This window comes from Umezakia ovalisporum Ak1311, from assembly GCF_029891685.1.
GTDB classification, from domain to species: Bacteria; Cyanobacteriota; Cyanobacteriia; order Cyanobacteriales; family Nostocaceae; genus Umezakia; species Umezakia ovalisporum.
Genome location: NZ_JANQDJ010000054.1, coordinates 43,434 through 64,622 on the forward strand (window position 1 = coordinate 43,434; position 21,189 = coordinate 64,622).

Annotated in this window: 16 protein-coding genes; all 16 read left to right on the top strand. The window is 38.7% G+C overall.

Going from position 1 to position 21,189, the window contains the following annotated elements; genetic code table 11:
• Positions 1-198: 198 nt before the first annotated feature.
• The 16 genes from rfbF to NWP25_RS10585 all read left to right on the top strand — a co-directional run bounded on the left by rfbF (position 199) and on the right by NWP25_RS10585 (position 21,107).
• Entirely contained in the window at positions 199-972 is a 774-nt protein-coding gene (gene rfbF, locus NWP25_RS10510) for a glucose-1-phosphate cytidylyltransferase (protein WP_280650308.1), read from the top strand.
• A gap of 60 nt (positions 973-1,032) precedes the next feature.
• Entirely contained in the window at positions 1,033-2,139 is a 1,107-nt protein-coding gene (gene rfbG / locus NWP25_RS10515; RefSeq protein WP_280650309.1) for a CDP-glucose 4,6-dehydratase, read from the top strand.
• A gap of 100 nt (positions 2,140-2,239) precedes the next feature.
• Positions 2,240-3,265 carry a glycosyltransferase family 2 protein gene (locus tag NWP25_RS10520; protein WP_280656994.1) on the top strand — a complete coding sequence of 342 codons (1,026 nt, stop codon included), beginning with the start codon at positions 2,240-2,242 and terminating at the stop codon, positions 3,263-3,265.
• An 11-nt stretch (positions 3,266-3,276) separates the two neighbouring features.
• The gene (locus NWP25_RS10525; RefSeq protein ID WP_280699330.1) at positions 3,277-4,116 is read left to right on the top strand and encodes a phytanoyl-CoA dioxygenase family protein; all 840 of its coding nucleotides are present in this window, start codon (positions 3,277-3,279) and stop codon (positions 4,114-4,116) included.
• 41 nt (positions 4,117-4,157) lie between these two features.
• A complete protein-coding gene (rfbC, locus tag NWP25_RS10530; protein WP_280650312.1) occupies positions 4,158-4,715 on the top strand; it encodes a dTDP-4-dehydrorhamnose 3,5-epimerase in 558 nt (185 codons plus the stop codon).
• Positions 4,716-4,771: 56 nt separating this feature from the next.
• Positions 4,772-6,085: an NAD(P)H-dependent oxidoreductase gene (locus NWP25_RS10535; protein ID WP_280650313.1), complete on the top strand. Its 1,314-nt coding sequence runs from the start codon at positions 4,772-4,774 to the stop codon at positions 6,083-6,085.
• A 456-nt stretch (positions 6,086-6,541) separates the two neighbouring features.
• Entirely contained in the window at positions 6,542-7,630 is a 1,089-nt protein-coding gene (locus NWP25_RS10540; RefSeq protein WP_280650314.1) for a glycosyltransferase, read from the top strand.
• Positions 7,631-7,876: 246 nt separating this feature from the next.
• The gene (locus NWP25_RS10545) at positions 7,877-10,123 is read left to right on the top strand and encodes a GumC family protein (RefSeq protein WP_280656993.1); all 2,247 of its coding nucleotides are present in this window, start codon (positions 7,877-7,879) and stop codon (positions 10,121-10,123) included.
• A 1,111-nt stretch (positions 10,124-11,234) separates the two neighbouring features.
• Entirely contained in the window at positions 11,235-11,978 is a 744-nt protein-coding gene (gene hepC, locus NWP25_RS10550; protein ID WP_280699332.1) for a heterocyst development glycosyltransferase HepC, read from the top strand.
• Positions 11,979-12,140: 162 nt separating this feature from the next.
• On the top strand, positions 12,141-13,991 hold the full coding sequence (gene hepA, locus NWP25_RS10555; RefSeq protein ID WP_280699334.1) for a heterocyst formation ABC transporter subunit HepA: 1,851 nt from the start codon (positions 12,141-12,143) through the stop codon (positions 13,989-13,991).
• Positions 13,992-14,155: 164 nt separating this feature from the next.
• Positions 14,156-14,962, top strand: a complete 807-nt coding sequence (locus NWP25_RS10560; RefSeq protein WP_280699336.1) for a hypothetical protein — start codon at positions 14,156-14,158, stop codon at positions 14,960-14,962.
• 50 nt (positions 14,963-15,012) lie between these two features.
• Positions 15,013-16,137: a glycosyltransferase family 4 protein gene (locus NWP25_RS10565; protein WP_280650319.1), complete on the top strand. Its 1,125-nt coding sequence runs from the start codon at positions 15,013-15,015 to the stop codon at positions 16,135-16,137.
• Between the two features lie 282 nt (positions 16,138-16,419).
• A complete protein-coding gene (locus tag NWP25_RS10570) occupies positions 16,420-17,418 on the top strand; it encodes a glycosyltransferase family 2 protein (RefSeq protein WP_280699338.1) in 999 nt (332 codons plus the stop codon).
• Between the two features lie 97 nt (positions 17,419-17,515).
• Positions 17,516-18,724: a glycosyltransferase family 4 protein gene (locus NWP25_RS10575; RefSeq protein ID WP_280650321.1), complete on the top strand. Its 1,209-nt coding sequence runs from the start codon at positions 17,516-17,518 to the stop codon at positions 18,722-18,724.
• The gene (locus tag NWP25_RS10580) at positions 18,642-19,571 is read left to right on the top strand and encodes a glycosyltransferase (RefSeq protein ID WP_280650322.1); all 930 of its coding nucleotides are present in this window, start codon (positions 18,642-18,644) and stop codon (positions 19,569-19,571) included. Before NWP25_RS10575 ends, NWP25_RS10580 begins: the two co-directional genes overlap by 83 nt.
• Before the next feature lie 84 nt (positions 19,572-19,655).
• A complete protein-coding gene (locus NWP25_RS10585) occupies positions 19,656-21,107 on the top strand; it encodes an O-antigen ligase domain-containing protein (RefSeq protein WP_280650323.1) in 1,452 nt (483 codons plus the stop codon).
• Positions 21,108-21,189: the final 82 nt, after the last annotated feature.

Below are 21,189 nucleotides of genomic sequence, written 5' to 3' on the forward strand. Positions count from 1 at the left end.
TTATCATTATATATATTCATATACATTTTATATATAAAAGAAAATCATTTACATCCTCTTTATCAACTTCCGCAAAATAATAGTTATATTATGTACGGAAAGAAAAAAATTATCCAGGCAATTTTTTCCCACACACGTGCATCCTCTTCATCTAAAACTTTAAAATCAATACCTGTAAATTTCCAAAAAGGTAATTGTATGAAAGCGGTAATTCTGGCTGGAGGACTTGGTACACGCCTCAGTGAAGAAACTAGTATCAGACCTAAGCCAATGGTGGAAATTGGTGGTAAGCCAATTCTTTGGCATATCATGAAGACTTACTCCACCCACGGCATTAATGACTTTATTATTTGTTGTGGATATAAAGGTTACATCATTAAAGAGTATTTTGCTAATTACTTTTTACACATGTCAGATGTAACCTTTGATATGCGATTTAACCAAATGAATGTGCATTCTGGTTATGCTGAACCTTGGCGTGTCACCTTAGTTAATACGGGGGATTATACAATGACAGGTGGACGCTTAAAACGTGTCAGTGAGCATATTGGTAATAGTACATTTTGCTTCACCTATGGCGATGGTGTAAGTAACATCAATATTACAGAATTAATTCAGTTTCATCAAGAACAAAAAACCCTAGGGACACTGAGCGCAGTTCAACCCGCAGGACGCTTCGGAGCCATTTCTTTAGGACAGGAGCAAACTAAAATTACTAGCTTCCGAGAAAAACCTGAAGGTGATGGTGCATGGGTGAATGGCGGTTACTTTGTTTTAGAACCGGAAGTAATTGACTTCATTGCTGATGACTCTACAGTTTGGGAGCAAGAACCATTAGAAAAACTGGCTGGGATGAATCAGCTATGTGCTTTTAAACATAATGGTTTTTGGCAGCCGATGGATACTTTACGGGATAAAAACTACCTAGAAGAGCTATGGAAAAGTGGTAATGCTCCTTGGAAAGTCTGGTAATTCCTAATTGGCTGAATAGGTGTTTGATTTACTTCGTGCTGCACTAGGAGATATTATTTCGTGAAATCAAACTTTTGGGCTGGAAAAAAAGTTTTTCTCACTGGACATACGGGCTTTAAGGGTAGTTGGCTATCTCTATGGTTACAAATATTAGGGGCTGAGGTGTGTGGTTACGCTTTACCCCCTGCTACAACTTTAAATCTGTTTGAGTTAGCTAATGTCGGTGATGGAATGACGTCGGTGCTAGGAGATATCAGAGATTTAAATTTTCTCCAGCAAGTGATGCAATCCTACCAGCCAGATATTGTGATCCATATGGCAGCTCAGGCCTTGGTGCGGGAATCTTACTGTAACCCAGTACATACCTACGCCGTTAATGTTATGGGAACAGTCAATTTATTAGAAGCAGTAAGGAATGTGCCTAGCGTCCGAGCAGTGGTATCGGTTACCTCTGATAAATGCTATGAAAATCGCGAGTGGGTTTGGGGTTACCGGGAAACTGATCCTATGGGTGGATATGACCCTTACAGCAGTAGCAAAGGATGTGCTGAATTAGTTACTACAGCCTATCGTCAATCATTTTTTAATCCTACTGATTACGAGGAACATCAAGTAGCTATAGCCAGCGTTCGAGCCGGAAATGTCATTGGCGGCGGAGATTGGGCTAAGGACCGACTAGTTCCTGATATTCTCAATGCTTGGCTTGGAGGGAAGGAAGTTGTGATTAGAAATCCCCACGCAGTACGACCTTGGCAACATGTTCTGGAACCTCTCAATGGTTACTTAATGCTTGCTGAAAAACTATTCACTCAGGGTTCACTTTATTGTGGAGGCTGGAATTTTGGCCCCAACGAGTCAGGAGTGAAAACTGTAGCTTGGTTAGTAGAACAGCTTCAACAGTTGTGGGGGGAAGATGCTCATTGGATTCAGGATGGTAAGGTTCAACCCCATGAGGCTAATTTTTTAACCCTGGATTGTTCCAAAGCCCGCACTTATATTAATTGGCAACCACAATTGGATTTACCAACAGCTTTAGCTTGGATTGTGGATTGGACCAAAGCCTGGCAACAAGGCTGTAATATGCAACAAAAAACTCTCAGTCAAATTCAGCAGTTTATGCAACGGGCAAATTTTCAGGAAAGGGAAATTTATTTACTGGAAGTTTAAGTTGAGTTCAATGTGAGAAGTAAAACAATTTCTTTATTTTACTTCTCAATTGCACACTATATGCTCTGGCGGTTTCTATACAATTTAACTCAAGTTCACCATGTCTAAATTACTCACAATTGCCATTCCCACTTATAATCGTGCAGAGTCACTTGATAAACAGTTAGCATGGCTAGCCCAGTCTATTAGAGGTTGGGAATCTGAATGTGAAATTTTAGTTTCTGATAATTGTTCCAATGACCATACTCAAGCAGTGATCAATAAATGGCAACACCAACTCAAAGATATTACATTCAAATCTCAAAGAAATTCTGAAAATATTGGATTAATTAAAAATATCATTCGTTGCCTAACTTCCGCTGATACACAATACGTTTGGACTATTGGAGATGATGATAAAATCGACGAAAGATCCGTTGCTTATGTCGTCAATAAACTTAAAAATTACGACGGACTATCATTATTATTTCTTAATTTTTCTGGTCGAAATGAGCTAACCAATGAACCAGTTCATCCGCCGACAATACTTGGTAATCGTTGGTTTGATGCTGATACTGAAGATGGTAATGGAGACGGAAAGGCCATATTTGAACATTGCTTTGGTAAAAGCATCGGTGCAGTTAGTTTCTTAACTGCCTCAATATATCGCACTGACTTAATCAAACGCGCTTTAGTAATTTGGCCTGATGCTCAGAATAATTGGTTATGTTTAGCCTATTTAGCTGGTTATTGTGCTGCTAATGGTCAAGTTATCGTCACTAAGGATACCTATATAGAATGTATCATCGGTGTGAGTTATTGGCAAAAAGAAGTTGACTCTGCGCTGCTAATGCAGTACAAACATATACCTGAAGTTATTGTCAAATTAGCAGAAAATGGATATTCTAAAGAATTTTCCCGTCAAAGCATATTACAAAACTTCAAGGAAGTAAATCTAAAAGTATTTTTGGGTGGATTACGGAGATGGCCTGTATCTTCGTTGAAAATTTTAGTTTCCTTTTTAGTTGTTGTATCTGTCTGTGCTTTTGAAACTGCCCTAGTTAATAAGTTGAAAGTTGGATATTTGCTCAACGTTTACAACAATTCTCTAAAGTTGAGAAGAATTAATTACATTAATAAAATTTAGAAATGTCAGCCATGCTTAATAAAATTAAAAAAAAAGTATTAACTTTTCAATCTGAATGTAGTTATCAAACTTCATTGCTAAAACATTCCAAAAAGCTGCCCCAATTATCAGTGGGCGATGGGCTAATTGTTGATATTTTGAAGAAAGAGGGTGTTTATATCACAACACTGACAGATTTAGGATTACCCCATACTGAAAAATTATTGCAAGCAGCTCAACGTCTATTAGGTGAAATGAAACAGGTAAATGATGTCCATTCACATCAAAAATTACCTCAAATTTATACAGTTACGCATTTACCTGATTTTTATACATGGGGAACGAATAAAAGACTATTGAATATTATTGAGAACTACATTGGACTTCCCATTATTTTCCATGGTGTTCATTTACGTAATGATTTTTGCAATCAATATCATTTTGGAACAATGCTATGGCACAAAGATTCAGAAGATCGGCGGATAATTAAGGTTATTATTTATTTGCGTGATGTTGAAGAAAAGCATGGACCTTTTGAATATGTGCCACTTTCTTTAACTTCTTTGGCTAATTTTAATAGCTATCATGTTAACCGTAAGCTACGAGAATCTGGTTATTTGGGCATCAATGATGAACAACTAACAAAAATTGTTCCCAAATCTGCTTGGAAATCCTGTATAGGTTCGGCAGGTACAGTGATTATTGCCGATACCAGAGCTATTTTACATCATGGAACAATTCGGACAGAAGACAGATCCACATTGTTTTTTGTTTACACTGCTAACCCTCCAAAAAGACCTGAGCTTTGCCGACAATATTGGGATAATACTTTTACTATTCCAGGGTTAAATAGTGCTTCATCTAATAGTTAAATCTCCAACACACCCAATTAAAATTTCTACCGTAATTAGCAATGATATTTACCAAAACAGCACTCAAAGACGCATTCGTTGTTGACGTAGAGAAAAAACCTGACCATCGCGGATTTTTTGCCCGTGGTTTCTGTGCCCAAGAATTTATCTCACACGGTTTAAAGCCCACAGTTGCCCAATGTAATATATCTTTTAACCATAAGAAGGGTACAGTGCGGGGGATGCACTATCAAATTTCCCCAGCCGCAGAAACAAAATTAGTACGTTGTACTCAAGGTGCTATCTACGACGTAATTATTGATATGCGTCCTGAATCACCGACTTTTTTATCACATATTGGTGTGGAATTAACTGCACAAAATCACCGGGCTCTGTATGTACCAGAAATGTTTGCTCATGGTTATCAAACTCTGACAGATGAGACAGAAGTCGTCTATCAAGTGGGTGAGTTTTATACACCAGGTTATGAGCGGGGATTACGCTATAATGACCCATTTTTTAATATTGAATGGCCTTTGGAAACAACAGAAATTTCCCACAAAGACTTAAATTGGACTTTACTGGAAATGATCCCTGTAGGTAGTACAGATTCTAGATAAACGATGATTGTTTTAAAACTTAGTTTGAGCAAATAAGTGACAAAGGAGTTTAACTAATGATTATTATTGATCGTGCCTTACAAGCCCGGGCTGCAGCGGGTAATCCCGTAAAAGTGGGGATGATTGGTGCTGGTTTTATGGGTCGGGGAATTGCCAATCAAATTATCAATTCAGTTCCAGGAATGGAGTTAGTGGCAATTTTTAGCCGTCAGATTGATGCAGCTAAACGAGCTTATACAGAAGCAGGACTAGAAAATTTTCAAGTTGTTACAAATGTATCTGAATTAGAAGAGGCGATCGCTAAGGATAAATATGCAGTCAGCGAAGATGCCCAATTACTCTGCCAAGCCGAGGGAATTGATGCCATCATCGAAGTCACTGGTGCAGTGGAATTTGGCGCTCATATCGTCATGGAAGCCATCGCCCATGGCAAACACGTAATTATGATGAATGCCGAACTCGATGCTACTGTAGGCCCCATCCTCAAAGTGTACGCCGACAAAGCTGGAGTAATTCTCACCGCCTGTGATGGTGATCAGCCAGGGGTAGAAATGAATCTCTACCGATTTGTCAAAAGTATTGGTCTGACTCCGTTGTTGTGCGGTAATATTAAAGGACTTCAAGACCCCTATCGCAATCCCACCACCCAAGAAGGATTTGCCAGACGTTGGGGACAAAAAGCCCACATGGTCACTAGCTTTGCTGATGGAACCAAAATTTCCTTCGAGCAAGCAATAGTTGCTAACGCCACAGGTATGAAAGTTGCCCAAAGGGGAATGCTAGGCTACAACTTCAGTGGTCATGTGGATGAAATGACCAAAATGTACGACGTTGATCAACTAAAGCAACTGGGTGGTATCGTTGATTATGTAGTTGGGGCAAAACCCAGCCCTGGTGTGTTTGTATTTGCCACTCACGAAGACCCCAAACAACGCCACTATCTGGATTTGTACAAGTTAGGTGAAGGCCCTCTATATAGCTTTTACACTCCTTATCACCTCTGTCATTTTGAAGTACCACTATCTGTAGCCCGTGCTGTTCTATTTCAAGATCCAGTTTTATCTCCACTAGCAGGCCCAGTAGTAGATGTCATCACCACTGCCAAAATCAATCTCAAAGCTGGTGAAACCCTAGATGGTATTGGCTACTATATGACCTACGGGCAATGTGAAAATTCTGCCATGGTTCAACAGCAGAAACTATTACCAATTGGTTTAGCTGAGGGATGTCGTCTCAAACGAGATATTCCCCAAGATCAAGTGATCACTTACGATGATGTTGAGTTACCCGAAAGCAGACTTTGCGACCAACTGCGCGCTGAACAAAATGCTTATTTTCCAGCAGAAAAAGTTTTAGCTACCGTTGGATAAAATCAATTAAGTCCATAATCCCCTCAAGCTTACTGATTAGTGGTTTGGGGGAATATTCCACCGATAAAGGTTTAGTTGCCTCCTGACTATCCTCACCCTTGTGACTACAACTATAAGCTAACCAAACTGTAAAAATAAAAGGTTGTAGTCATGATTGTGGTATTAGTAACTTTGATATGTTGTTAGAGCAGCTAATTCTTAACAAATACTAACATTTTGACACAATAAAAATTCATGTTATTGGCGCAAAAAATATAAAAGCTCAACGCTGTAATTAAGTGATCAAATATAATATCAATTAGGTAAAACTTTAGTTATTTTTTTGACATTGACTGGCTTTTTAGGTAGAGGTGAAAGACATGAGAATAGACTTTTATTAACCTGAAGACTAATGTTGTGAAAAGCAACTTGCTGAAAAGGTTTCCCACAAGACGACGAATAAATTTAGATAAAACTATGAAAATTGCTCTAGTTCACGATTACTTAACCCAGCGCGGTGGAGCAGAGCGCGTATTCGAACTACTTTGTAAACGTTACCCCCAAGCCGATGTTTTTACTTCTTTGTACAATCCACAAAAAACTATTGACATGGGTGAGCGTATAGTCAAAACTACTTTTTTGCAAAAAATTCCCGGTGCAGTCAAGTATTTTAGATTGATGGCTCCTTTGTATTTTCCTGCATTTCGGGCTTTGGATCTACAAGATTATGATTTGATTATTAGTAGTAGTACTAGTTTTGCCAAAGCTGTACGTAAACGTCCAGATGCAAAACATATTTGTTTTTGTCATAATGTTACTCGTTTCTTGTGGGATACAGAAACATATTTAAGGGAGTATGGGGATTATCAGTATTTTGCGCCGTTAATTGAGCAAATTTTTCAGTTGATGAGAAATGTAGACCTAAAATATGCTCAGGAACCTGACCTTTACATTGCTAACTCTAGTGTAGTTGCCCGTCGTATTCAAAAAACTTACAATAAACAAGCAATTGTCATTAACTATCCAATTGATACAAATAATTTTCTATTTTCAGATATAAAAGATGAATATTATCTAGCCTCCGCGCGAATGATCAGCTACAAGCGTCTAGATATAATCATCGAAGCCTTTAACTGGCTGGGTTGGCAATTATTGATCACAGGTGATGGACCAGAACAAGAACGTTTAAAAGCTAAAGCCTTAAATAATATTAAGTTTTTAGGACATGTCAGTGATGCGGAACGTAAAGAGTTATTTTCTAAAGCTAAGTCTGTGATAGTTGCCGCTTTGGAAGACTATGGATTAGTTCCAGTTGAAGCAAATGCTAGTGGTACACCAGTGATTGCCTACGGAGCAGGTGGAGTATTAGATACACAGATACACGGAAAAACTGGGGTATTTTTTAAGAGACAAACACCCGAATCCATACAATTGGCATTGATGGAGTCCGGGGGAATCACTTGGAATTATGAGGATATTCGTAATCATGCAGTGAAAAATTTCTCGCAACCCGTCTTTTTTAGCAAAGTTGAGCGACTGATTGAACAAACTTGTAGTGTTAGTTAATCATTTTTGAGGTTCGTCATACCAATTATCAAAAATAAGGCTACACCCATCAATCAGGAAAACAATATGGAGATGAATTTTCTTAATTACCAATTAGAATTACCTAAAGGCTATGGCTATCTTAGGTCAACCATAAGTATAACTGCGCTCAGAGCCTAGCCTTAAGCCAAAACACCCTCTTAGTATGAAATCTACCCTTCGGGGAAGTAAGCTACGCGTAGCGTATCGTAGATAAGGATCATAAAAATGAATCAAGCTAGTCTTAGTCCCGGTATAAATCATGTTAATAACTCTCCTACAGAACCAAGCTACGGACAGTTGTTTAAAATATTTATTCGCAGATTTCCTTGGTTTTTAGCAGTATTTATTAGTTCAATCGCAATAGCAGCTCTGGTGACTTCTAAAACAAAACCTACTTACAAAAGCTCAATGCAGCTGCTTGTAGAACCTAACTATCAAGGTAGGCAAGAAGGAATTGGGGCAGATAATCAATTTTTGATCGAGCCCAATATTCAGATAGATACAGCAACCCAGCTAAATCTAATGCAAAGCTCAGGCCTCATTGAACAGGCAGTTGACAAACTTCAATCTGATTATCCCAATCTGACTGTCAACGAAATTAAAAAATCTTTACTGCTAAATCAACTCAGAACTAAAGAAGATGATTTGGCAACAAAAATTTTCCAAGTAGACTACACTGCCCAAGATCCACAAAAGACACAAAAGGTTTTGGAAACCATTGGGCAAGTTTATTTGGAATACAACCAACAGCAGCAGAATTCCCGCTTACAAAAAGGTTTACAAGTTGTCAGGGAACAGTTAAGTAAGGCTAGCGAAGAAGTCAACGCCTCAGAGACTAACTTACAAAGATTTCGCAGAAACCAAAATTTAATCGATCCTGAGTCACAAGCTAAAGCCCTAGAAGACTCTTTAAACACTATTGAACAAGACCGTCGTGCTACCCGTTCTCAGTATCAAGAAGCTTTAGCACGGCAAAAATTTTTGCAAGAACAACTTAATCGTTCTCCACAAAATGCTTTGGTTACTTCTCGTCTGAGTCAATCTACTCGCTACCAAGGCTTACTCAACGAAATTCAAAAAACCGAATTAGCACTGGCCCAAGAACGTTTGCGCTTTACCGATGAAACTCCTAACGTGCAACAACTCCAAGAACAACTGGAAAGCCAAAAGAAATTATTACAGCAAGAGGTTGGTAGAACTTTAGGTGTACAGTCGAACAGTGTATTTTCCTCCCAAGAACCTCTTTTGGAACAAGGACAATTCGGTGAAATTGACCTTAATCTAGCCACTCAGCTCGTGGAAACCCAAACAATTATAGTTGCTTTAAGCGCCCGCGACCAAACTTTGGCTGAGAAAGAAAATCAATTACGTGCTGAAATCAAACGTTTTCCTCCTTTGCTGGCTTACTATAATCGCATCATGCCACAGCTACAATTTAGCCGTGAAAGGTTAGAGGAGCTATTGCGAGCAGAACAGAAATTACGCCAGGAACTAGCCAAAGGAGGTTTTAATTGGGAAGTTGTAGAAGAACCGCAATTAGGTCAGTACTTGGGCCCCAATCTCCAGCAGAATCTTTTGTTGGGTGCAGTAGTTGGCTTGATGTTAGGAGGTGTTGCGGCTTTTATTAGAGAAGCTTCTGATGATGCTGTTTATACCACTGCTGAATTGGAAAAGCAGGTTTCTTTACCGTTGTTGGGAACTACTCCCAAATTGCCCACCACTAAACACAGAGAATCAATCATCAAGTTGCCTTTTGGTAAACCAGAAGTTCTTGCCCCTTGGACAATTCAGGTGTTACAGTCCCCACCGCGTTGGGAATCGTTGGATTTAATTTTCAAAAATATTGAACTTTTAAATTCCGTTACCAACTTGAAATCTTTGATGATTACCTCAGCTTTACCAGATGACAGTAAGTCAGCTTTGGCATTGGGTTTGGCTATGAGTGCAGCTCGTTTACACAAACGGGTACTACTAATTGATGCTAACTTACGGGCACCTAGCCTACACGAGCAACTCAATCTTCCCAATGATCAAGGTCTATCTACTCTTTTGGCTAATGATATCACTCTCCCCAACCAAATTGGTGTTCAAACTTTAGGTTCAGCCTACATCGATATTTTGACAGCAGGACCTACACCCATTGATCCGGCAAATCTTTTGAGTTCACCACGCATGAAGCAATTGATGAAAGTATTTGAGGACAATTATGATTTGGTACTCATAGATGCTTCGCCTGTTATCGGTCTAGTGGATGCTATGCTCACAGCTTCATCTTGTCGTAGTGTAGTCCTCGCCGCAAGTATGAGTAAAATCACTCGCAGCCAATTGGCTCAAGCTACAGCTATGTTGAGTAAGTTAAACCTGATTGGCGTTGTCGCTAATGGAGTCTCCAACTCTGGCAGTACCTATGTACGATATCCCCAGCCTTCTGAATCATCTCAATTAGCCCTGGAACAAGCAGTAGAAAAATAGCCCTGATTTAGCCCTTATGTTGGGGCTAGGGTGTACACACAAGTCATGAAATCACTGCAATTTTTTTAGTGCCATGGTGACACTAAAACAGTGGATTATTTTACAACTAACAAACCCCTGATAAACAAGCCATTAACCCCGATGCTCCCTAATTTGACTAATACAAAACTTTACCGTTGGCGCACCACTGGGTTCAAACCAAGCTAGGTGCGATCTTATCACTTGTCTGTACACCGCGGTGTTGTTGGAATGGACGCAAGACGCAATTAATAGTTTAGAAAAAATAAGGCGCTTCTACTTGTATCTGTGTGCAAATTTATATGATGTGCGATTGCTACATTTGGTAGGATATCGCACATATCTTTTTTTTAAATACCCTGAACAGTTGACTGTTGACTGTCCAAGTTGTGCGTCGGTGATAAAAAATTTGAGCAATTAATGACTCTATTCTCAATAGACAATGAACTTTATCTGGGTAAAACGCAAAAATTGTAAATTTTTATTGCAGGATTCAACACTTCTGCCCTGAACATAATTAGCCGCCGTCACTTGATTTTTTCAATAATCAAATTTTGATTATATTTCTATAATTTTCAATTAAGTATATTTATATGACCTTTATATTTAAACATAAAAATCAATGATTGTTTAAAGACTAAATAAAGAATCTAATTCTGCATATGGTGTTTTCTATAAAGTCTTATATTCTAGAAAATAACGCCCATATTCAAGAGCTAAAAGACAAAGATGAACTAGTTTTGTAAGATTGAATAACAAAATAGGTAGTGGCAACTAAACATAAATAGGAAGTTATGGCGGATGTAAGAAACTGGGAAATTTTCTTCTGCACTTCACCATCATCCCTGTTTATCAGATAGAAACCCTTTTCCCCAATGAGCTTTCCCCCTATGTTTAGTGCTAATTATCTATTTAGTATCTTTCTTGTTTGTACATCTTTATACCAGCAGAATTTACCCAAGTGTAAGCTTGACTGATGTACAAGTTAAAAGGGCATCTTTTTGCAGCGAAACAAAATTCTCTTCACAGTCTTTGGCATTCATAGCCTTTAATATTAACTTACCAATTCATTATTGTATAGGGTCAAAGACATATGACAAGTTCATTAATTCCTACTTTTGAGAATTCCTATCCTCAAATCCAACAACACCAAAATAATTGCTTTTCATACTGTAGACTTCAATGGCGGCGGGGTCATTTATTGGTCAAATCTACCGCAAAAACTCAACAACTTAATTTACCTGCTTTATATAACGAGGAATTATTAGTCAATTGCTTGAAACATTCTCTAGTCAATTTGGTGAGTGTAGACCCAAATATTGGTGAAGATTGTTTAAAACTTTGGCTTAAAGCTTGTGAAAAAGCTGGTAAGCCCATATTTCTCCGCCTACCCTTTAGGAATAAACAGTCCAAGTCGGGTAGCCCTTGGCAAAAACTCATTGAGTGGATAGCGGCTTTATTTTTGCTCCTACTCATGAGTCCAGTTATGGTGGTATTATTTGTTATTTTACAGCTTGACTCACCAGGATCAGTTTTTACCAGTGAGTGGCGGGTGGGAGAACGGGGTAAACTTTTTCGAGCAATTAAGTTTTGCACAACTGCAAATCAAAATATTACCCCTTTAAGTAGTTGGATACGTAAATACGATTTAGACCATCTACCCCAATTGTGGAATGTGCTGCGTGGTGAAATGGCTTTAATGGGTTCTCGTAGTTGCACTTTAGAAAATGCTATGTGGCTAAATTTAGCAGAACAACAGCAGATGAATAAACTATCAGAAATGACCGATTCACGGGAAGAATCAGCTTTGTTAAATTTGGATAGCCAAACACTGTAATTTTCTTATCCAATAAATACATTTAGTTTCCAAGGTGCGTTAGGCAAATTGTCATAACGCATCATCAAAAAATAAGCTGGTTTTTTTATTACAGAAAACCAAAGGTTTAATTAGCATCTCTATGACTGATGTAATTGCTCACATTGTTGTTAAAAAATACTCATGTATATTCAAGCTGTTCAAATACTGGGCGATCGCTTCAAGAAAACTAAATTTTGGCGCAACAATTATTTAATCTTGCGAGAGTTTAAAAATTTCCGTAAAGTAGCGATTTTGGCTTTAGTATTTTCATTTATTGCTGCAACATTTGAAGGTTTTAGTATTGGTTTTTTGCTTTCATTTTTGCAAAACTTAACAACTCCTGATGCCGAACCAATGCGAACGGGAATTACCTGGTTTGACACCTGGATTTTAGCTACTCACTCATCGGCAGTGAGTAGATTATATCGCATTTCCTTACTGATTTTATTGAGTACATGGATACGTGCTGTATTTAATTATTTAGCACAAGTTTACACAGAAGTATCTCAATTACTTCTAGCTGATCGCTTGCGGAAACAAATTTTCCAACAATTGCAATGCTTACCTTTAAGTTACTTTGCTAAAACTCGTTCTGGTGAACTAATTAATACTATTACTACTGAAATTGATCGGATGAAACAGTGGTTTAGTGGAGCAGCATTTTTGATAACTAGAGGCATCACTGCTTTTATCTATTTTATCTCAATGTGCTTATTATCCTGGCAACTGACCATTATTTCTTTTCTATTGTTCACCTTGTTAGGAGTAGGGTTATCAACAGTCAATGCCCGTGCAAGAGAAACAAGTTTTAGTACTTCCATTGCTAATGGACAGTTTACTTCAATCGCAATTGAACTTGTTAATGCAATTCGCACAATTCAGGCATTTTCTACTCAAGAGTTTGAACGTCAACGCTTCTATAATGCCAGCGATAAAGTAGTTAGCACTTCCACCAAAGTTGTATTAACTTGGTCTCTCGTCAGACCGCTAGCTGAAGCTGTGGCTAGTACAATTCTTATTGGTATGATTATTTTTGCATTTACTGTTTTTGTTGTCAATGGAACTTTACAAGTTGCTTCTTTGCTAACATTTTTCTTTGTGCTGTTTCGGGTTGTGCCAATTGTCCAAGATATTAATGGTACTAGAGCCCATCTGAGCACACTCCAAGGAGCAGCAGATAATATTCAGAATTTGATTAGCACTGAGAATAAAACTTACTTGCAAAATGGCTATCTCAAATTTACTGGGCTACAGCATTCCATTGATATAGTCTCTGTTGATTTTGGCTACGAGCCAAATACTTTAGTTCTCAATAATATTACCCTGAGTATAGAAAAAGGTAAAACTACGGCTTTAGTAGGCGGAACTGGTGCCGGTAAAAGTACATTGATTGATTTAATTCCCCGATTTTATGATCCAATAGCAGGAAATGTACTCATTGATGGAGTAGATATTCGCAAATTTGACATGAAATCTTTACGTGAAAAAATTGCTGTTGTCAGCCAGGATACATTTATTTTCAATACTTCTGTGCGAAATAATATTTCCTATGGTACAAAGGGTGCCACTGAAGCTGAAATTCGCAAAGTTGCTCGACTAGCAAATGCACTGGAATTTATTGAAGAAATGCCCGAAGGCTTGAATACACAACTGGGAGACTGGGGTGTGCGATTATCTGGAGGACAACGCCAACGACTCGCCATCGCCCGTGCTTTGCTACGTGATCCAGAAATTCTGATTTTGGACGAAGCCACCAGCGCCTTAGATTCTGTTACTGAACGCTTAATTCAAGAATCTATTGAAAAGCTATCTGTAGGTAGGACAGTGATTGCTATCGCTCACCGTCTTTCAACCATCGCACAAGCTAATAAAGTCGTGGTATTAGAACAAGGACGCATCATTGAGCAAGGTAATTATCAAGAACTACTAGAACTTAAAGGTAAGCTGTGGGAATATCACAAAACTCAATATGAAATAGGACAAGCTGGATAAAATTTTCCGGATATAAACATTCCAACAAAGCAAACTTAACTGAGACTGTTCACTGTTCTTTTTTACCCAAAAATTAGAATTTTAACGAGGTTATGTAAGTGGTAAATATTGGTTATCATACTGCTCGCTTCCAAGGCAAATTTAACCGTGCTCTCTATAAATCAATGATTCCTCAAACGGTTAAACGCACCATCAACACAACTCAAAAAGTTCCTATTAATGTCTATGGGTTATCTTGTCAACGTGACTTAGGTGAACAAGTGGCAAGTATTCGCTCCTTTATCCGTAATATTGGTATTCCCAATACATTTACTGTTATTTCTGATGGTAGCTACACTGATTTGAGTTGCGATTTACTACGCCGCATTCATCCCTGTGTTCAGGTCATACCCATCAACAAATTTATCAAAACAAATTTGCCTCAATGTGTGTATGATTATGCCCAAATACATCCAATGGGTAAAAAATTATCAGTCTTGATGTCTATTCCTATTGATGGTGCAACTATTTATACTGATTCAGATATTTTATTCTTCCCTGGGGGAATTGACTTAGTTGAGTTAGTTAATTTAGATAGTCAAGTGTGCCATTACTTACCGGATTGCTCAAATTCACTGGATACACGGATGATTTATGAGGATCCAGAAAAAGCAAATTCTGTCAATGCAGGATTTATTTTGTTTAAGCATGAATTAGATTGGAGTTTTGCAATTAAACGTTTGGCCAATTTAGCCGGAACACCGACCTATTTCTCTGAACAAACAGTTGTACATTTGACAATTCACCACAACCATGGTGTACCGTTATGCTCACAGAAATATGTTTTGAGTGTTGCCGACCAATTTATTTATCCAGATAAATTTGCTAGTAACAAAATTGCTTTACGGCATTACGTCAGTGATGTGAGACATAAGTTTTGGATGAATATATACCATATACCAGTGAGTCCAGAAATCAGGAACCACAATTAAATTGGCAACTGAAATAATTAAAAATCCCTTCATAAACGAGTAAATTATAGATGATTAATACGCTGGTTAATACGAAAACGATTTATCACTGCTCCCATGCTGATATTAAGGGAGGTGGCGGTGTTGAAACTTATTTAGCGTCCTTGGTTAATTCTCAACTTAGTGGGATCACTGTTAGTGTTATTTCTTGTCTCAAGAATTTAGATCAGCAACAGCCTCAATTCTTACACATTCATGACCCAGATATGCTCATGGATTTCCGGGAAGAATGCCCGGCAATCTTTACCCTGCACAATCACTCTAGTTACTGTCCCAGTGGTACAAAATATTTAGCCAATGGCGGCAAAGTGTGCGATCGCATCCTCAATCCTCTAGGATGTGCTTGGGGACATTTAATAGATGGATGTGGTAGTCGCCGCCCCCAAAAAATTATAGGCAATTGGTACAACACTCATCAAATCCTAGAAATACTGAAAAAGCTAAAAATTCCTGTAATTGCTAATAGTGATTATGTCCGTCAGCAAATCATTAATAGTGGTCTACCACCGGAAAGAGTAGTTACACTGCGGTTTGGTGTCAAATCACCTAAGATCACCACTGCACCCTTAAATTGGGCAACTCATCAAAATCAGCGCATTTTGTTCGTTGGTCGCATTGTCCCCGATAAAGGAGTGGAATGGCTCATAAAAGCTTTAGCACAAACCAAACCAACCATTCATCTTGACATTGCTGGTGATGGTTGGAGTAAAGCAAGTATGGAAAAATTAGCACATCAAATGGGGTTAAGCCATCGCATTACTTGGCATGGCTGGTTAAAGCGCGAAAAACTAGAATCACTTTATCAACAATCCTTGGCTGTAGTTTTTCCCAGCCTGTGGCCTGAACCTGCTGGTCTTGTTACCCTAGAAGCCTATAGTCACTATCGTCCCATCATTGCTAGTGCAGTGGGCGGTATTCCCGAACACGTGCAAGACAATCAAACAGGTATTTTGGTTTCACCCAACAACATCAAACAGTTAGCTGCTGCTATCAACGAACTGGCAATAAATTATCCCAAGAGCCGACTAATGGGTGAGGTCGGTCAGGCTTGGTATCAGCAAGAATTTACTATTAATACCCACATGCGACGGCTCACAGAAATTTATGCCAAAACCATAGCCGAATTTGAAGCTTGATTTGCTCAGACTAATGGTTTAAAACTTTACCCCATTTGAGGAGGTTAATAAATTTTTGATTTTGGATTGAAGACTTTACATTAATAGAGCAGTTTATAACTCAGTATAGTGCATCATTAAAAAATATCAACTACAAATTAGTATAACCTAATTTCCGCCTAAACTACCATATCAAACAACCCAATCCAAAATTGGCAATTCTCAAGTATTTAATTATATAAACACTCAATAAAATCTATTACTCCTGGAATAGTAAAACTAAAAATATCACAAGTTAAACTAATGTCACTAACTATTGAATCCCCAAAACCTTTGGTCAGTGTTATTATCCCCACTTATAATCGACCCCAGTATCTCCAGCAAGCCATCGCCAGTGCTGTTCACCAGAGTTATACAAATATTGAAATTATTGTTTCCGATAACTGTAGTCCAAAAAATCCCCAGGAAATTGTAGAATCTTTCGCAGATCCACGCATTCGCTTTTGGCGACAGCCAGAAAATTTAGGCATGATAACTAACCAGATGCACGCCTTCAAAATGGCAAATGGTAAATATGTGGCTAGCCTTCACGATGATGATATGTGGCATCAAGACTTTTTAGCCAAGCTTGTACCACCCTTAGAAGCTAATTCTGACTTAATTTTAGCTTTTTGTGACCAATATATCATAGATGCCAATAGCAAAATTAAATATGCTCAAACAGAAATAAATAGCTCCAGTTACAAGCGAGATAAACTAGCACCAGGAGTCCACAAACCATTCCACAAAATTGGATTAATAGATAAAAGTATAGCCACTGCCGCAGCCTGTGTAATTCGCAATCATGTCATTGATTGGGATACTATTCCCCCAGAGATTGGGGGTATGTGGGATTTATATTTAACCTACCTCTGCTGTATGTCGGGTTATGGTGCTTACTATCATCCAGAAAAACTCACACTATATCGAGAACATGAGGAGACTGACACCCATCTGAGTGGAAATAAAAATGTACAGGCAAAAATCCGCAAAGCCAAAAGTGAAATTTTCTGCTACAAAATTTTTATAGAAGATACTCGTATCCAAGAATTTAAAATCCACTTTCAACAAAAATGGTTAGAATCTCATACCACTCTAGGTATTGGTTTACTACGAAATGAACAGATATTATTAGCACGTGCCTATCTTTGGCAGGCGCTGAAAGAGCAAAAATTTAACCTGCGAACATTTATAGCTCTTAGTCTCAGCTTTACCCCTAAAATACTAGCTAATCAATTACTAAAGCCGGAAAAATCCCACTAGATTATTAGATTAAAATTTAGGAAATAGCAATAAAAAACTTGCTCCTTTCCATCCTGATCTGAATTCCAAAATTAATAATCAACAATATAAGTAATCAATGAAAATTTGCATTGTTACCCACACTGTAAAAAAAGGCGATGGTCAGGGTAGAGTCAATTACGAAGTTGTCCAACAAGCAATTCATCGCGGTTATCACCTAACTTTACTAGCCAGTGAAGTAGATTTAGAATTACAGCAAAATCACCAAGTGAACTGGGTTCCTATTTCTATCAAAGGGTGGCCTACAGAATTTATTCGCAACATGATATTTGCAATTAAAAGTACAAATTGGTTGCAGAAACATCGCCATGAACTTGATATAGTGAAAGTCAACGGGGCAATTACCAATGCCCCCGGAAATGTCAATGCCGTACATTTTGTGCATAACTCTTGGCTAAAATTTACCTCTCAAAAAACCCAGCCAAGGTCAGGTAAATTTTTATATAACTTTTACCAATGGCTATACACAACTTTAAATGCATATTGGGAAAAACAGGCTTTTCGTAAAGCGCAAGTAGTAGTGGCAGTTTCTCATCAAGTCGCTCAAGATTTACTAGAAATAGGCGTAGCAGAAAAATCTCTCAAAGTAATTTTAAACGGCGTTGATTTACAAGAGTTTTCTCCAGGAACGAGCAACCGCGAAAAATGGCAATTACCCGAAGGCGTACCTTTAGCACTGTTTGCAGGGGATATCACACTACCTCGCAAAAACTTAGATACAGTCTTAAAAGCATTAGTCTCAGTTCCTGAGTTACATCTAGCCGTAGCCGGAAATACCCAAAGAAGTCCTTATGTTCAGCTAGCAACATCACTGGGATTAAGTGAGCGAGTACATTTTTTAGGACAAAGGTCTGATGTACCAGAACTCATGAAATCCGTAGATTTCTTGGTTTTCCCGTCACGTTACGAGCCATTTGGCTTAGTAATTATTGAAGCCATGGCTTCTGGGTTACCTGTAATTACCGCAAGTTCCACCGGTGCGGCTCATTTGGTCACTCCAGAATCTGGAATAGTTTTGTCAGACTCAGATGATGTAGAAGCATTGACACAAGCATTGCAATTACTAACTAGCCATCGCTCCTTGCGCCAACAAATGGGAAAAGCTGCCCGTTCAGTGGCAGAACAACATAGTTGGACAAATATGGCACAAACTTATGTGAATCTATTTGAAGAATTAATTAATTATGAGAAATACAGTTCTCATCCCCACCTATCGCCGTCCTCTGGATCTATCACGCTGCCTTTTGGCACTGCAAGCACAAACTAAATCGGTCTATCAACTCATTCTAGTAGTTCGAGATACGGATAGAGAAACTTGGCAATTTCTAGCTCAATTCCATGGACAAAACTTACCACTGCAAACTGTCAAAGTCACAGAACCAGGAGTAGTAGCCGCACTCAACGCCGGACTGGTAGCAGTTACCGGAGACATTGTTTCCATTACCGATGATGATGCAGCACCTCATCCTGATTGGTTAGAAAGAATCAACGCTCACTTTATCAATGATAGTTGCGTTGCCGGTGTCGGCGGTCGTGATTGGGTACATCATGGCAATAAAATCGAAGACGGTCAACGGTTAACCGTTGGTAAGTTGCAGTGGTTCGGACGGGTAATTGGTAATCATCATTTAGGAGTAGGAGAACCCCGGGAAGTGGATGTCCTCAAAGGTGTAAACATGAGTTTTCGTACCCAAGCTATCGGGCAATTACAATTTGATCAACGAATGCGTGGTACTGGAGCCCAAGTACATTTTGAAATGGCATTTACTCTTTCTTTAAAGCGGGCTGGGTGGAAAATGATTTATGACCCTCAAGTAGCGGTGGATCACTATCCAGCTCAACGTTTTGATGAAGACCAACGCCACAATTTTAATGAAACTGCTTTTATTAACTTAGTTCATAATGAGACTTTAGTGATACTAGAACATTTGCCGCGATCGCGCCATCTTCTGTTTTGGCTATGGGCAGTATTAGTGGGAACAAGGGAAAGCTTAGGTTTGATACAATGGTTGCGATTTATACCCAGTCAAGGTAAACTTGCCGGACAAAAGTTAATCGGATCTTGGCGCGGACGTTGGCTAGCACATCAACAATTTGTAATTCGTAATTCGTAATTCTTAATCACAGCCACATTAACTATACTGTTCAATGTTCACTGTTCCCTACTCCCTGTTCAATATCAACTTGGCAGATTCATTGTGATTTCCAAACAAACACATTTCAATAGTTTTTTAGAATCACCCTTTTTTCCCCAACAGCGATCGCTACAGGGTTGGTTGGCTATTTTCGGCTTTTTGCTCCTGAATATAGTTTGCTATTTTGCCGGTGCGGCTAGTTTTTTGCCCTTAGTTTATCCTGCCACAGCTTTAGTGGTAGCCTTATTTTTATACTTGAGGCATCCCATCCTCTATGTTGGCTTTAGTTGGTGGATATGGTTCCTTACACCCTTGGCTACTCGCTTAGTTGACTATCGAATTGGCTGGGACCCCACCCGCCAGATGCTTCTAGCACCTTACTTAGTAGTTTTCCTCACTATAGGAACATGGTTACGCCACGCTCCTCGCTCTGTCCATCAGGGAGGAATGCCGTTTATTTTGGCTTTTATTGGTGTTTTCTATAGTTTTTTAGTGGGTCTGATTTATAATCAACCCCTTCCTGTGGCAAGAAGTTTTTTAGATTGGCTCAGTCCCATTGTCTTTGGATTTCACTTATTTATTAACTGGCGAGATTATCCCAGCTACCGCCAAAATTTTCAACGTGTATTTTTCTGGGGTGTGTTGATTTTAGGCATTTATGGCATTTATCAATTTGTGGTAGCACCTGAGTGGGATAGATACTGGTTGATAGAATCCAAAATGTTTACAAGTTCGGGAAACCCTGAACCTTTTGGAATGCGTGTGTGGAGTACTTTGCACTCCCCCGGACCTTTTGCCTATGTCATGCAAACAGGGCTACTCTTATTATTTACCAATTCAGGAAGTTTAATTTTTCCCGCTTCAGTCGTTGGTTATTTGTCGTTTTTGCTTACACAAGTACGTACTAGTTGGCTGGGGTGGTTATTAGGAGTAGTGATTATTTTTGGCTCAGTAAAAGCCCGTATTCAAATGCGCTTAATTGCTATCATCTTAATCATGTTTATGTGTATTGTTCCCTTAGCAAACATTGAGCCTGTTTCTGATGTTGTTACCGAGCGTTTTGAAAGTTTTTCTAATTTGCAAAAAGATACTAGCTTTAGAGATAGATCGGGAAACTATGACAGAAATTTAAGTTTAGCTCTTACTAATGTTTTGGGTAACGGGTTAGGAAATATTTGGAAGGTGGATGATAAAACTGGTCAATTAGAAGTCTTTGTCCTTGATAGCGGTATTTTAGATATGTTTTTTACCTTGGGCTGGCTAGGTGCGATACCTTATCTTAGTGGGTTAGTCATGATATTAATTAGCCTATTTAAGTATAATGAAGCGTATTTTGATAGTTTTGTCAGCACCGCCCGAGCCATTGGGCTTAGTTGTTTTGTACAGTTAGTTGGCAATAGTGCCATGCTAAGTGTAGCAGGTATGATTCTTTGGGGATTTTTGGCTATGGCCATGGCAGCCCACAAGTACTATCAACATCAAGGAATCAATACTGTCAACACCAACTTTCCATAGAACTCAATATCACCTTTCCCCTGGTTGGCTGTGGGCGGGGAATTGGGGGGTTTTTGTTAAAAATACCACAACTTTATTCAGC

Coding starts and splice junctions, on each gene's coding strand:
- rfbF (WP_280650308.1), top strand. CDS start 199: ATGAAAGCGGTAATTCTGGCTGGAGGACTTGGTACACGCCTCAGTGAA.
- NWP25_RS10520 (WP_280656994.1), top strand. CDS start 2,240: ATGTCTAAATTACTCACAATTGCCATTCCCACTTATAATCGTGCAGAG.
- NWP25_RS10525 (WP_280699330.1), top strand. CDS start 3,277: ATGCTTAATAAAATTAAAAAAAAAGTATTAACTTTTCAATCTGAATGT.
- rfbC (WP_280650312.1), top strand. CDS start 4,158: ATGATATTTACCAAAACAGCACTCAAAGACGCATTCGTTGTTGACGTA.
- NWP25_RS10535 (WP_280650313.1), top strand. CDS start 4,772: ATGATTATTATTGATCGTGCCTTACAAGCCCGGGCTGCAGCGGGTAAT.
- NWP25_RS10540 (WP_280650314.1), top strand. CDS start 6,542: ATGAAAATTGCTCTAGTTCACGATTACTTAACCCAGCGCGGTGGAGCA.
- NWP25_RS10545 (WP_280656993.1), top strand. CDS start 7,877: ATGAATCAAGCTAGTCTTAGTCCCGGTATAAATCATGTTAATAACTCT.
- hepC (WP_280699332.1), top strand. CDS start 11,235: ATGACAAGTTCATTAATTCCTACTTTTGAGAATTCCTATCCTCAAATC.
- hepA (WP_280699334.1), top strand. CDS start 12,141: ATGTATATTCAAGCTGTTCAAATACTGGGCGATCGCTTCAAGAAAACT.
- NWP25_RS10560 (WP_280699336.1), top strand. CDS start 14,156: ATGATTCCTCAAACGGTTAAACGCACCATCAACACAACTCAAAAAGTT.
- NWP25_RS10565 (WP_280650319.1), top strand. CDS start 15,013: ATGATTAATACGCTGGTTAATACGAAAACGATTTATCACTGCTCCCAT.
- NWP25_RS10570 (WP_280699338.1), top strand. CDS start 16,420: ATGTCACTAACTATTGAATCCCCAAAACCTTTGGTCAGTGTTATTATC.
- NWP25_RS10575 (WP_280650321.1), top strand. CDS start 17,516: ATGAAAATTTGCATTGTTACCCACACTGTAAAAAAAGGCGATGGTCAG.
- NWP25_RS10580 (WP_280650322.1), top strand. CDS start 18,642: ATGAGAAATACAGTTCTCATCCCCACCTATCGCCGTCCTCTGGATCTA.